The organism is Pseudomonas sp. NPDC079367 (assembly GCF_044542195.1).
GTDB lineage: Bacteria > Pseudomonadota > Gammaproteobacteria > Pseudomonadales > Pseudomonadaceae > Aquipseudomonas.
Genome location: NZ_JBITTW010000058.1, coordinates 16,880 through 29,729 on the forward strand (window position 1 = coordinate 16,880; position 12,850 = coordinate 29,729).

At 61.6% G+C, this 12,850-nt stretch carries 10 protein-coding genes and 1 riboswitch; of the genes, 9 read left to right on the forward strand and 1 reads right to left on the reverse strand.

Annotated elements, in window-relative coordinates; all coding sequences use genetic code 11:
* Positions 1–252 precede the first annotated feature (252 nt).
* From ACIGDJ_RS26965 to astE, 7 genes are all read left to right on the forward strand, one after another.
* Positions 253–1,473 carry an aspartate aminotransferase family protein gene (locus tag ACIGDJ_RS26965; protein ID WP_397504665.1) on the forward strand — a complete coding sequence of 407 codons (1,221 nt, stop codon included), beginning with the start codon at positions 253–255 and terminating at the stop codon, positions 1,471–1,473.
* A gap of 223 nt (positions 1,474–1,696) precedes the next feature.
* The gene (gene aruF / locus ACIGDJ_RS26970; protein WP_059404897.1) at positions 1,697–2,716 is read left to right on the forward strand and encodes an arginine/ornithine succinyltransferase subunit alpha; all 1,020 of its coding nucleotides are present in this window, start codon (positions 1,697–1,699) and stop codon (positions 2,714–2,716) included.
* Positions 2,717–2,767: 51 nt separating this feature from the next.
* Positions 2,768–3,793, forward strand: a complete 1,026-nt coding sequence (gene astA, locus ACIGDJ_RS26975) for an arginine N-succinyltransferase (RefSeq protein WP_397480077.1) — start codon at positions 2,768–2,770, stop codon at positions 3,791–3,793.
* The gene (gene astD / locus ACIGDJ_RS26980; RefSeq protein WP_397480082.1) at positions 3,790–5,259 is read left to right on the forward strand and encodes a succinylglutamate-semialdehyde dehydrogenase; all 1,470 of its coding nucleotides are present in this window, start codon (positions 3,790–3,792) and stop codon (positions 5,257–5,259) included. The genes astA and astD overlap by 4 nt, the downstream gene beginning before the upstream one ends.
* Before the next feature lie 92 nt (positions 5,260–5,351).
* Positions 5,352–6,698: an N-succinylarginine dihydrolase gene (astB, locus tag ACIGDJ_RS26985; RefSeq protein ID WP_101155930.1), complete on the forward strand. Its 1,347-nt coding sequence runs from the start codon at positions 5,352–5,354 to the stop codon at positions 6,696–6,698.
* A 57-nt stretch (positions 6,699–6,755) separates the two neighbouring features.
* Positions 6,756–7,046 carry a hypothetical protein gene (locus ACIGDJ_RS26990; protein ID WP_016773591.1) on the forward strand — a complete coding sequence of 97 codons (291 nt, stop codon included), beginning with the start codon at positions 6,756–6,758 and terminating at the stop codon, positions 7,044–7,046.
* A gap of 12 nt (positions 7,047–7,058) precedes the next feature.
* Positions 7,059–8,066 carry a succinylglutamate desuccinylase gene (gene astE, locus ACIGDJ_RS26995; protein WP_397480078.1) on the forward strand — a complete coding sequence of 336 codons (1,008 nt, stop codon included), beginning with the start codon at positions 7,059–7,061 and terminating at the stop codon, positions 8,064–8,066.
* A 126-nt stretch (positions 8,067–8,192) separates the two neighbouring features.
* On the opposite strand, the gene ACIGDJ_RS27000 is transcribed toward astE, so the two are convergent.
* Entirely contained in the window at positions 8,193–8,702 is a 510-nt protein-coding gene (locus tag ACIGDJ_RS27000; protein WP_101155936.1) for a 6,7-dimethyl-8-ribityllumazine synthase, read from the reverse strand.
* A 103-nt stretch (positions 8,703–8,805) separates the two neighbouring features.
* A riboswitch (FMN riboswitch) is annotated at positions 8,806–8,977 on the reverse strand.
* A 275-nt stretch (positions 8,978–9,252) separates the two neighbouring features.
* On the opposite strand from ACIGDJ_RS27000, the gene ltaE reads away from it, so the two are divergent.
* Positions 9,253–10,257: a low-specificity L-threonine aldolase gene (ltaE, locus tag ACIGDJ_RS27005; protein ID WP_397480079.1), complete on the forward strand. Its 1,005-nt coding sequence runs from the start codon at positions 9,253–9,255 to the stop codon at positions 10,255–10,257.
* Positions 10,258–10,403: 146 nt separating this feature from the next.
* The coding region (gene alaS, locus ACIGDJ_RS27010; RefSeq protein WP_397504666.1) for an alanine--tRNA ligase at positions 10,404–12,850 on the forward strand (2,447 nt) is incomplete at its 3' end.

A 12,850-nucleotide genomic window follows, 5' to 3' on the forward strand; every position in this document is an offset into this window, starting at 1 on the left:
TTCGTGCGGTACATATTTATGCCTCTGGCGCGAGGCTGACTTGCTATCCTGCGCGGCCTGCCGCAAATCGGCCGCGCCCGGTAAACTGCGCCTTTGCGACGCTATATGTCGCATTGCCGTAAACCCGGGAAAATCCGGGGTTTGCGCTATAAGAAGTTGTCGCTTGGCGACAAGGCCGGGCACCAAACTGTCCTTACAATCCCCCCAATCGCTCGCCAGTTTCCGGCGAGTGTTCCTTTTCAGGAGACTCCGATGTCCGTTGAGCACGCTGCGGTACAACGCGCCGATTTCGACCAGGTAATGGTTCCCAACTACGCGCCTGCCGCTTTCATTCCGGTGCGTGGCGCCGGTTCCCGGGTCTGGGATCAGGCCGGCCGTGAGCTGATCGACTTCGCCGGCGGGATTGCCGTCAACGTATTGGGCCACGCGCATCCGGCGCTGGTCGGTGCGTTGACCGAACAGGCGAACAAGCTGTGGCACGTGTCCAACGTGTTCACCAACGAACCGGCGCTGCGCCTGGCGCACAAGCTGATCGACGCCACGTTTGCCGAGCGCGTGTTCTTCTGCAACTCCGGCGCCGAAGCCAACGAGGCCGCGTTCAAGCTGGCCCGTCGCGTCGCATTCGACCGTTTCGGCACCGAGAAATACGAAATCATCGCCGCGCTGAACAGCTTCCATGGCCGTACCCTGTTCACTGTCAACGTCGGTGGCCAGTCGAAGTACTCCGACGGTTTCGGCCCGAAAATCACCGGCATCACCCACGTTCCATATAACGATCTGGCGGCGCTGAAAGCGGCGGTGTCCGACAAGACCTGCGCGGTCGTGCTCGAGCCGATCCAGGGCGAGGGCGGCGTGCTGCCGGCCGAACTGGCTTACCTGCAAGGCGCCCGTGAATTGTGCGACGCGCACAACGCGCTGCTGGTGTTCGACGAAGTGCAGACCGGCATGGGCCGTAGCGGCAAGCTGTTCGCCTACCAGCATTACGGCGTGACCCCGGACATCCTCACCAGCGCCAAGAGCCTGGGCGGCGGTTTCCCGATCGCGGCGATGATGACCACCGAAGCGCTGGCCAAACATCTGGTCGTCGGCACCCACGGCACCACCTACGGCGGTAACCCGCTGGCCTGCGCCGTCGCCGAAGCGGTGATCGACGTGGTCAACACCCCTGAGGTGTTGAACGGCGTGAACGCCAAGCACGACAAGTTCAAGACCCGCCTGCAACAGATCGGCGAGAAATACGGCCTGTTCACTCAGGTACGCGGTCTCGGTCTACTGATCGGTTGCGTGCTGAGCGATGCCTGGAAAGGCAAGGCCAAGGACATCTTCAACGCCGCCGAACAGGAAGGCCTGATGATTCTCCAGGCTGGCCCGGACGTGATCCGTTTCGCCCCGAGCCTGGTGGTTGAAGACGCCGATATCGATGCCGGTCTGGACCGCTTCGAACGTGCCGCGGCGAAGTTGACGCAAGCCTGATGAACCTTTCGGCGCCTGGAGATTTCAGGCGTCGATCAAATTTGCAAAGCCGGGCTGGATCAAATGTGAGAGCGGGCTTGCTCGCGAAAGCGGTGGGTCAGACAGCGAAAATGTCGACTGATACAACGCTTTCGCGAGCAAGCCCGCTCCCACACTGAGCGCTGTTCAAACAGTCAGAGCCCGGTTTTTTTCTGTGATTTTTATGAGAGAAAGGAGTGACACCATGCTGGTGATGCGCCCCGCGCAAATGGCTGATCTGGGCGAGGTACAGCGTCTGGCTGCGGACAGCCCGATCGGTGTCACTTCCTTGCCGGATGACGTGGAGCGTCTGAGCGACAAGATCGCCGCGAGCGAAGCGTCGTTTGCCGCCGAAGTGAGCTTCAACGGTGAAGAAAGCTATTTCTTCGTCCTCGAAGATTCCGCCACCGGCAAACTGGTCGGCTGCTCGGCCATCGTCGCTTCCGCCGGTTACTCTGAGCCGTTCTACAGCTTCCGTAACGAGACCTTCGTTCACGCTTCCCGCGAGCTGAAGATCCACAACAAGATCCACGTGCTTTCGCAGTGCCACGACCTGACCGGCAACAGCCTGCTGACCAGCTTCTACGTGCAGCGCGAGCTGGTCGGATCGCCCTGGGCCGAGCTCAATTCCCGTGGTCGCCTGCTGTTCGTGGCCAGCCACCCGGAGCGTTTCGCCGATTCGGTGGTGACCGAGATCGTCGGTTACAGCGATGAAAACGGTGACTCGCCGTTCTGGGATGCGATCGGGCGCAACTTCTTCGACCTCAACTACGCCGAAGCCGAGCGCCTGTGCGGGCTGAAAAGCCGCACCTTTCTCGCCGAGCTGATGCCGCATTACCCGATCTATGTGCCGCTGCTGCCCGACTCCGCGCAAGAAGCGATGGGCCAGGTGCACCCACGGGCGCAGATCACCTTCGACATCCTGATGCGCGAAGGCTTCGAGACCGATCACTACATCGACATCTTCGACGGCGGCCCGACCCTGCACGCCCGGGTTTCCGGAATCCGTTCGATCGCCCAGAGCCGCGTGGTGCCGGTGAAAATCGGCGAGCCGGTCAAAGGCGCCGGACGCCAGTACCTGGTAGCCAACGCGCAGTTGCAGGATTACCGCGCGGTGTTGCTCGAGCTGGATTATGCGCCGGGCAAACCGGTGACGCTGGATCTGGAAGCGGCCGAAGCCCTGGGCGTCGGTGAAGGTGCCAGCGTGCGCCTGGTGGCGGTTTAACGCCTTAGCGAGTTTCACGGGTGGCGCGAGCGGCCCGTTTGAGGAGATAGCATGATTGTTCGTCCCGTACGCAGCAGCGATTTATCCGCGCTGATCGACCTGGCCCGCAGCACCGGCACCGGCCTGACTACCTTGCCGGCCAACGAAGAGCGCCTGACCCACCGGGTTGGCTGGGCCGAGAAGACCTTTCGCGGCGAAGCCGGGCGCGGTGATGCGGACTATCTGTTCGTGCTCGAAGACGATGACGGCCGTGTGGTGGGCATTTCCGCCATCGCCGGTGCGGTCGGCCTGCGTGAGCCCTGGTACAACTTCCGCGTCGGTCTGACCGTCAGCGCTTCGCAAGAGCTGAATATCTATCGCGAAATTCCGACGCTGTTTCTGGCCAACGACCTGACCGGCAATTCCGAGCTGTGCTCGCTGTTCCTGCACGCCGATTACCGCAACGGTCTCAACGGCCGGATGCTGTCCAAGGCGCGCATGCTGTTCATCGCCGAGTTCCCGGAGCTGTTCGGCAACAAGATCATCGCCGAGATGCGCGGCGTGTCCGATGACGCCGGGCGCTCGCCGTTCTGGGAAAGCCTCGGCCGGCACTTCTTCAAAATGGAATTCAGCCAGGCCGATTACCTGACCGGCGTTGGCAACAAGGCGTTCATCGCCGAACTGATGCCAAAATTCCCGCTATACACCTGCTTCCTCTCGCCGGATGCGCGCAATGTCATCGGCCAGGTTCACCCGGACACCGAGCCGGCACTGGCGATGCTCAAGAGCGAAGGTTTCAGTTATCAGGGTTACGTCGATATCTTCGACGCCGGCCCGGCCATCGAATGCGAAACCGGCAAGATCCGCGCGGTGCGTGACAGCGAAGCCCTCGTGCTGGCGGTCGGCACGCCGGGCGATGACGCCACGCCGTTCATCATCCACAACCGCAAACGCGAAGACTGCCGCATCACCGCGGCGCCTGCGCGTCTGGCCGCCGGCACGCTGGTGGTCGATCCGCAGACCGCCAAACGTCTTCAACTCAGCGCCGGCGATCAGGTTCGCGCCGTGGCGCTGTCCGCTGCACGGGAGTCGAAATAATGAATTCGCTTTACATCGCAGGTGAGTGGCTGGCCGGTCAGGGCGAAGCCTTCCAATCGCTGAACCCGGTGACCCAGCAAGTGCTGTGGGCGGGGGAGGGCGCTACTGCTGCGCAGGTCGAATCGGCGGTGCAGGCTGCTCGCCAGGCATTTCCTGAATGGGCACGTCGTACCCTCGATGAGCGTATCAGCGTGCTCGAAGCCTTTGCGGCGGCGCTGAAAAATCATGCTGACGAACTGGCCCGCACCATCGGCGAGGAAACCGGCAAGCCGCTGTGGGAAGCCTCGACCGAAGTCACCAGCATGGTCAACAAGATTGCCATCTCGGTACAAAGCTATCGCGAGCGGACCGGCGAGAAGAGCGGCCCGCTGGGCGACGCCACCGCCGTATTGCGCCACAAGCCGCACGGCGTGGTCGCGGTGTTTGGCCCTTACAACTTCCCCGGTCACCTGCCCAACGGTCATATCGTTCCGGCGCTGCTGGCCGGTAATACCGTACTGTTCAAGCCGAGCGAGCTGACGCCGAAAGTCGCCGAGCTGACGGTCAAGTGCTGGATCGAAGCCGGCCTGCCGGCGGGCGTGCTGAACCTGCTGCAAGGCGCACGGGAAACCGGCATCGCCCTGGCAGCGAACCCGGGGATCGACGGTCTGTTCTTCACCGGTTCGAGCCGCACCGGCAACCATCTGCACCAGCAATTCGCCGGTCGTCCGGACAAGATTCTTGCGCTGGAGATGGGCGGCAACAACCCGCTGGTGGTCGATCAGGTCGCTGATCTGGACGCGGCGGTGTACACGATCATTCAGTCGGCGTTCATTTCCGCCGGCCAGCGCTGCACCTGTGCCCGCCGTCTGCTGGTGCCGCAAGGCGCGTGGGGTGACAGCCTGCTCAAGCGTCTGGTGGAAGTCAGCGCGACCATCGAAGTCGGCGCGTTCGATCAACAACCTGCCCCGTTCATGGGCTCGGTGGTTTCCCTTGGCGCGGCAAAAGCGCTGATGGATGCACAGGAACATCTGCTGACCAACGGCGCAGTCTCGCTGCTGGAAATGACTCAGCCACAGGCGCAGTCGGCGCTGCTGACTCCGGGCATTGTCGATGTGACGGCGGTGGCCGAGCGTCCGGACGAAGAACTGTTCGGGCCGCTGCTGCAAGTGATCCGCTACACCGATTTCGCTGCGGCGATCACTGAGGCCAACAACACCGCTTATGGGCTGGCCGCCGGTTTGCTCTCGGATTCCGAAGCGCGTTATCAGCAGTTCTGGCTGGAAAGCCGCGCCGGCATCGTCAACTGGAACAAGCAGCTGACCGGCGCCGCGAGCAGCGCGCCGTTCGGCGGCGTCGGCGCCTCGGGCAACCACCGCGCCAGCGCCTACTACGCAGCGGATTATTGCGCGTACCCGGTGGCGTCGCTGGAAACTCCGAGCCTGGTGTTGCCTGCCGCCCTGACACCCGGCGTGAAAATGGCGTGATGCCCATTCGCGAGCAGGTCGAATCGTCGCACCTCGGTCGCAAAGAATAGTTACTGAAGCCTATAACAACAGATTCTCGTGGAGCCTCGCTGATGAAATCCTATGAAGTCAATTTTGACGGTCTAGTGGGGCCGACCCATAACTACGGCGGTCTGTCCTACGGCAACGTCGCCTCGCAGAGCAACAGTCAGCAATCCTCCAACCCGAAGGAAGCGGCGCTGCAAGGTCTGGCAAAGATGAAAGCGCTGATGGACATGGGCTTTCAGCAAGGCGTGCTGGCTCCGCAGGAACGTCCCGACGTGGCCGCGCTGCGCCGTCTGGGCTTCAGCGGCACGGACGCGCAAGTGATCGAGCGCGCCGCCAAAGAGGCGATGCCGCTGCTGGTCGCCAGTTGCTCGGCGTCGAGCATGTGGGTAGCCAACGCCGCCACGGTCAGCCCGAGTGCCGACACCGCTGACGGCCGCGTGCATTTCACTGCTGCCAACCTCAACTGCAAATACCACCGCAGCATCGAACACCCGACCACCAGCCGCGTGCTCGGCGCGATGTTCGCCAATCAACAGCACTTCGCCCATCACGCGGCATTGCCGGCAGTGGCGCAGTTCGGCGACGAAGGCGCGGCCAACCACACACGTTTCTGCCGTGAGTATGGCGAGGCGGGCGTCGAGTTTTTCGTGTTCGGCCGCAGCGCATTCGACAATCGTTTCCCGGCGCCGCAGAAATACCCGGCGCGCCAGACCCTCGAAGCCTCGCAAGCCGTGGCCCGCCTGCACGGTCTGCGTGAAGACGGCGTTGTCTATGCCCAGCAGAATCCCAATGTGATCGATCAGGGCGTGTTTCATAACGACGTGATCGCCGTGGGCAACGGTGAAGTGCTGTTCTATCACGAGGACGCGTTCCTTGAGACCGACAAGATGCTCGCCGAACTGCAAGGCAAACTGGCCAAGGTCGGCGGCCACTTCCAGTCCGTTTGCGTGCCGCGTTCGGCGGTCAGCGTCGACGACGCGGTGCGTTCCTACCTGTTCAACAGCCAGTTGCTGTCGCGTGCCGATGGCTCGATGCTGCTGATCGTGCCGCAGGAATGCCAGGCCAACGAGCGTGTCTGGGCTTATCTGCAAAGCCTGACCAGTTCCGGCGCAATGATCCGCGAAGTGAAGGTCTTCGACCTCAAGCAAAGCATGCAGAATGGCGGCGGCCCGGCGTGCCTGCGTCTGCGCGTGGCGCTGAATGAAACCGAACTGGCGGCCGTCAATCCAGGGGTTATCATGACGGCTCCGTTGTACGGTTCGTTGACCGCATGGGTTGAAAAGCACTACCGCGACCGTCTGAGCGAAACCGATCTGGCGGATCCGCAGTTGCTGCTTGAATGCCGGACGGCACTGGATGAACTGACGCAAATCCTTAAACTGGGCGCGGTTTATCCCTTCCAGATCAATTGATCGCCGGCGCGCTGCCTGAATGTGGCGCGCGGCGTGTCACCCCAAGAGAGTAAAAACATGAGCGATTCCCTGCAGCTGATCCTTGAAGACACCGACGGCACGCAATTGCAAACCTCGTGCACCCGCGTTGCGGTCATGTGGCAAGGCAAGGAGCTGTGGATCCAGCAGGACGGCCGTGGCCAGTTGCTGATCGGCGTGGACGTCGAGGAAGGTGACGAAGAGTACGCCAACCTGCTGCTGCGCCCATTGGCGACTAATCTGGTAAGTCTGCAACTGGAAATGGAACCGGCTGACCTCGGCGCTGACGAGGATCACGTACACGGCCCGGATTGCAACCACGACCATTAAGGAAACCGCTCTATGCTCGCCCTCGGCAAACTGCTTGAACTGACCCTCGCCGGCCGCGAACCGGCGGAGAAGACTCAACTGACTGTCGAAGGCGTGCGCATGCGCTGGTTGAGCGAAGGGGCGCTGGAAGTCCGGCCCCCGCAAGCGCGCGACAATGGCCTGGACCTGCTGCTGTCGGCGGGCATCCATGGCAACGAAACCGCACCGATCGAGTTGCTCGATCGGCTGCTGCACGACATCGCTCGCGGCGACTTGAAGCCGCGCGCACGCATTCTTTTTCTGTTCGGCAACCCGGAAGCGATTCGCAAAGGCGAGCGTTTCGTCGAGCAGGACGTCAATCGGCTGTTCAACGGCCGCCACGAACAAAGCAGCGGCTCGGAAGCATTGCGCGCCTGTGAGCTGGAACGGCTGGCGGCGAGTTTCTTCAGCAAGCCCGAGCGCCAGCGTTTGCACTACGACCTGCACACGGCGATTCGCGGTTCGAAGATCGAACAGTTCGCCTTGTACCCGTGGAAGGAGGGGCGCCAGCATTCCCGTCGTGAGCTTGCGCGCCTGCGCGCGGCCGGCATGGAGGCGGTGCTGTTGCAGAACAAACCGTCGATCGTGTTCAGTTCGTACACCTACGACAAGCTCGATGCCGAGGCTTTCACCCTGGAACTGGGGAAGGCGCGACCGTTCGGGCAGAACGACGGCGTTAACGTTTCACTGCTGGAAACCCGTCTGAAGCAGATCATCGAAGGCACTGAGCCGGAGACGGAAGAGGGACTGGACGGCTTGCAGCTGTTCAGCGTGGCGCGGGAAATCATCAAGCACAGCGATGCGTTCCACCTGAACCTGCCGGCGGACATCGAAAACTTTTCCGAGCTCGAACCGGGTTATGTGCTGGCCGAAGACTTGGCCAATACCCGTTGGGTGATCGAAGAGCAGGGCGCACGGATCATTTTCCCCAACCCCAAAGTCAAGAACGGCCTGCGCGCTGGCATCCTGATCGTCCCGGCTACTGACGAAAATCTCGCCTGACCCAGGTTGTGATCGTTCCCACGCTCCGCGTGGGAATGCAGCCCGGGACGCTCCGCGTCCCAACAGCGGACGCAGAGCGCCCATTGAGGCATTCCCACGCAGAGCGTGGGAACGATCATGTAAGAATCAGACCGCTACAGCCTGCGGCTCGGTGCGGCGCAATGCCCGAATCTTCTGCAACGTATCGGCGCAAGTCCGCGCCGCTTCCTGACCCTTGTGCACAAAGTGTTCGAAGAAAAATTTCTGATGCTCTTCACCCGAATGGAAGTGATGCGGGGTCAGCGACACCGAGAACACCGGCACTTCGGTTTCCAGTTGCACCTGCATCAGGCCACTGACCACCGATTGCGCAACGAACTCGTGACGGTAGATGCCGCCGTCGACCACCAGGGCGGCGGCAACGATGCCGGCGTAGCGGCCGGACTTGGCCAGCAGCTTGGCGTGCAGCGGCATTTCAAAGGCGCCGCCGACTTCAAAGAAATCGATGTCCGATTCCTGATAACCCTGCACCAGCATTTCGGCGATGAAGCCTTTACGGCTCTGGTCGACGATTTCCTTGTGCCAGCAGGCCTGGATGAACGCGACGCGCCCGCCCTGTGGGTGTTTGCTTTTGCTGTCGATAGCGGTGGGTTGCATGTTCTGACTCCTGTTTGTGTGAAAAACAGGGCGTTATGAATCGAAAGGGATGCAAGGGTACGAGCGCACGCACGAATGCACGCGGACGGCCCTTTGGCTTCAATCCCGTTCTCTCTTCATCCGGACTATGACCGTCGGCCCCGGAATCACACCGGGTCTGCTGACCTTGCCGACGCACCCGACTCAAGTCGTGTGCAGCGCCAAGCGCTCGCGGGCTATGCGCATTGCTCGCAATTACCGCCGGTGGGGAATTGCACCCCGCCCTGAGAACGTTTGTGCCGCCCAATCTCGGGCAGCGCGCAGTTTGTAACACATATTTTTCGGTCCTGCACAGAACCTGTGGGAGCGAGCTTGCTCGCGAAAGCGGCTTCACATTCAACGAATATGCTGCCTGTTACTGCTCTTTCGCGAGCAGGCTCGCTCCCACATGGATTGTGCTTTTTCCTGAGGACGGTGATTTTTCCTTCTTCAAGGCTTGATTAATCCGCGCCATGACCGCAGTAATCCCACTTCACAAAGGGCTTTCCCCATCTGACCAGAGGCCAGGTTCATGAGCGTTATCGATCTTCGCAGCGACACCGTCACCCAACCGACTCCCGCCATGCTCGAGGCGATGACCGCAGCCGATACCGGTGACGATGTGTATGGCGAAGATCCGACGGTCAATCGACTGGAGGCTGAACTGGCGAGTCGCCTGGGGTTCGCGGCGGCGCTGTTCGTGCCGACCGGGACCATGAGCAACCTGCTCGGCCTGATGGCGCACTGCGAGCGGGGCGACGAGTACATCGTCGGTCAGCAGGCGCACACCTATAAGTACGAAGGTGGCGGGGCGGCGGTGCTCGGTTCGATTCAGCCGCAGCCGCTGGAAGTGCAGGCCGACGGTTCACTGGATCTGGATCAGGTTGCTGCCGCGATCAAACCGGACGATTTCCATTTCGCCCGCACGCGTTTGCTGGCGCTGGAAAACACCATGCAGGGCAAAGTCTTGCCGCTGGAATATCTGGCGCGCGCCCGACGCTTTACTCAAGAGCACGGCTTGCAACTGCACCTCGACGGCGCGCGGTTGTACAACGCGGCGGTCAAGCTCGGCGTCGATGCCCGGGAGATCACCCAGCACTTCGATTCGGTGTCGGTGTGCCTGTCCAAAGGCCTCGGCGCGCCGGTCGGTTCGGTGCTGTGCGGCTCCGAACAGTTGATCGGCAAGGCGCGGCGTTTGCGCAAAATGGTTGGCGGCGGCATGCGTCAGGCTGGGTTGCTGGCCGCGGCTGGCCTGTACGCGCTGGATCATCATGTTGAACGGCTGGCGGATGACCACGCCAACGCCCAGTTGCTCGCCGAGGGTTTGCGTGAGGCCGGTTTCGTCGTGGAACCGGTGCAAACCAACATGGTTTATGTGCAAATGGGCGACAAGGCAGAAGCGCTCAAGGCCTTTGCCGGCGAACGGGGGATCAAGCTCAGCGCCGCTGCGCGCTTGCGCATGGTCACGCACATGGACGTCAGCCGCGCGCAAATCGAGCAAGTGATCGCGACATTCGTCGAGTTTTCACGCCAGTGACCGCGTTAGCCGTCCAATTGACCGTTTCTATCGTATAAACACGCTGTACCCCGCGCGCAGGGCCGATATAATGCGGCCCTTTGCCGTCGCTTCGTCTCACGACGTTTCGAACAGGCCTTTGGCCGCAGCCTCCGTGGAAGAACCTAATGAAAAGCGCAGAAATCCGTGAAGCCTTCCTTCGCTTCTTCGAAGAGCAAGGCCACACCCGTGTAGCCTCCAGCTCTTTGATTCCGGGCAACGACCCAACCCTGCTGTTCACCAACGCGGGGATGAACCAGTTCAAGGACTGCTTCCTGGGCCAGGAAAAACGTGCGTACACCCGTGCCACCAGCAGCCAGAAATGCGTGCGCGCCGGCGGCAAGAACAGTGACCTGGAAAACGTCGGTTATACCGCCCGTCACCACACGTTCTTCGAAATGCTCGGTAACTTCAGCTTCGGCGATTATTTCAAGCACGACGCGATCACCTTCGCCTGGACCTTCCTCACCGGCGTGCTCAAGCTGCCAAAGGAAAAGCTCTGGGTCACCGTCTACGCCACCGACGACGAAGCGTATGACATCTGGACACAGAAAATCGGTGTGCCGGCCGAGCGCATGATTCGCATCGGCGACAACAAAGGCGCGCCGTACGCATCCGACAACTTCTGGACCATGGGCGACACCGGCCCGTGCGGCCCGTGCACCGAGATTTTCTACGATCACGGCGAGCACATCTGGGGCGGCCCGCCGGGTTCGCCGGAAGAAGATGGTGACCGCTACATCGAGATCTGGAACAACGTCTTCATGCAGTTCAACCGCACCGCCGATGGCGTGTTGCATCCGTTGCCAGCGCCGTCGGTGGACACCGGCATGGGCCTGGAGCGGATCAGTGCGGTGATGCAGCACGTCAATTCCAACTACGACATCGACCTGTTCAAGAACCTGCTGAAGGCTTCGGCCGAAGCGATCGGCTGCGAAAACGGCGATCAGTCGTCGCTCAAAGTCGTGTCCGACCACATCCGTTCCTGCGGTTTCCTGATCGCTGACGGCGTGCTGCCGTCCAACGAAGGTCGCGGTTACGTGCTGCGCCGGATCATCCGTCGCGCCTGCCGTCACGGCAACAAGCTCGGCGCCACCGGCAGTTTCTTCTACAAGATCGTCGCGGCGCTGGTTGCCGAGATGGGCGAAGCGTTCCCGGAACTGAAGAAGCAGCAGAGCAACATTGAGCGCGTGCTCAAGGCCGAAGAAGAGCAGTTCTCCAAGACTCTGGAGCACGGCCTGAAGATTCTCGAGCAGGATCTGGCCGAGCTCAAAGGCACAGTGGTGCCGGGCGACGTAGTGTTCAAACTCTACGACACCTACGGTTTCCCGATGGACCTGACCGCCGACATCGCCCGCGAACGCGGCCTGACCGTCGACGAAGCCGGCTTCGAACGCGAGATGGAAGCGCAGCGTGTCCGCGCGCGTTCGGCCAGCTCGTTCGGTCTGGACTACAACACCTTGGTCAAGGTTGACGTGGCCACCGAGTTCACCGGTTACGCCGCCACCAGCGGCTCGGCAAAAATCGTCGCGATCTATAAGGACGGTCAGTCGGTCGACGTATTGAGCGAAGGTCAGGAAGGCGTGATCGTGCTCAACCAGACGCCGTTCTACGCTGAGTCCGGTGGCCAGATCGGTGACTGCGGTTTCATTCAGGCCGGCAACAGCCGCTTCGACGTGCGTGACACCACCAAGACCGGCGGCGCATTCCTGCACCACGGTGTGCTGGCCTCGGGCAGCCTGACCATTGGCGCGCCAGTGGATACCCTCGTCGACGCCGAAGTGCGTCACGCCACCGCGCTGAACCACTCGGCCACTCACTTGCTCCACGCTGCGTTGCGTCAGGTACTGGGCGAACACGTGCAGCAGAAGGGCTCGTTGGTCGACAGTCAGCGCCTGCGTTTCGACTTCAGCCACTTCGAAGCGATCAAGCCAGAACAGATCAAGCAGCTGGAAGACATTGTCAACGCCGAGATTCGCAAGAACTCCGCCGTTGAAACCGAAGAAACCGACATCGAAACCGCGAAGAACAAAGGCGCCATGGCGCTGTTCGGCGAGAAGTATGGCGACAGCGTGCGCGTGCTGAGCATGGGCGACTTCTCGGTCGAACTGTGCGGCGGTATCCACGCCAACCGTACCGGCGACATCGGCCTGCTGAAAATCATCAGCGAAGGTGGTGTGGCATCGGGCGTGCGTCGTATCGAGGCAGTCACCGGTGCTGCGGCGCTGGCCTACTTGAACGCGGCGGAAGAACAACTCAAGGAAGCGGCCAGCCTGGTCAAGGGCAGCCGCGACAACCTGATCGACAAGCTCTCGGCGGTACTGGAGCGCAACCGTCTGCTGGAGAAACAACTCGAGCAGTTACAAGCCAAGGCTGCCAGCGCTGCGGGCGACGATCTGTCGGCCTCGGCGGTGGACGTCAAGGATGTGAAGGTGTTGGCCGCCCGTCTGGATGGTCAGGACGGCAAGGCGCTGCTGGCGCTGGTCGATCAGCTGAAAAACAAACTCGGCCGCGCAGTGATCCTGCTCGGCGGTGTCCATGAGGAAAAGGTCGTACTGGTTGCAGGCGTGACCAA

Bases quoted from the DNA above. Each gene is read 5' to 3' on its own strand.
- ACIGDJ_RS26965 (WP_397504665.1), top strand. From the start codon at position 253: ATGTCCGTTGAGCACGCTGCGGTACAACGCGCCGATTTCGACCAGGTA.
- aruF (WP_059404897.1), top strand. From the start codon at position 1,697: ATGCTGGTGATGCGCCCCGCGCAAATGGCTGATCTGGGCGAGGTACAG.
- astA (WP_397480077.1), top strand. From the start codon at position 2,768: ATGATTGTTCGTCCCGTACGCAGCAGCGATTTATCCGCGCTGATCGAC.
- astB (WP_101155930.1), top strand. From the start codon at position 5,352: ATGAAATCCTATGAAGTCAATTTTGACGGTCTAGTGGGGCCGACCCAT.
- ACIGDJ_RS26990 (WP_016773591.1), top strand. From the start codon at position 6,756: ATGAGCGATTCCCTGCAGCTGATCCTTGAAGACACCGACGGCACGCAA.
- astE (WP_397480078.1), top strand. From the start codon at position 7,059: ATGCTCGCCCTCGGCAAACTGCTTGAACTGACCCTCGCCGGCCGCGAA.
- ACIGDJ_RS27000 (WP_101155936.1), bottom strand. From the start codon at position 8,702: ATGCAACCCACCGCTATCGACAGCAAAAGCAAACACCCACAGGGCGGG.
- ltaE (WP_397480079.1), top strand. From the start codon at position 9,253: ATGAGCGTTATCGATCTTCGCAGCGACACCGTCACCCAACCGACTCCC.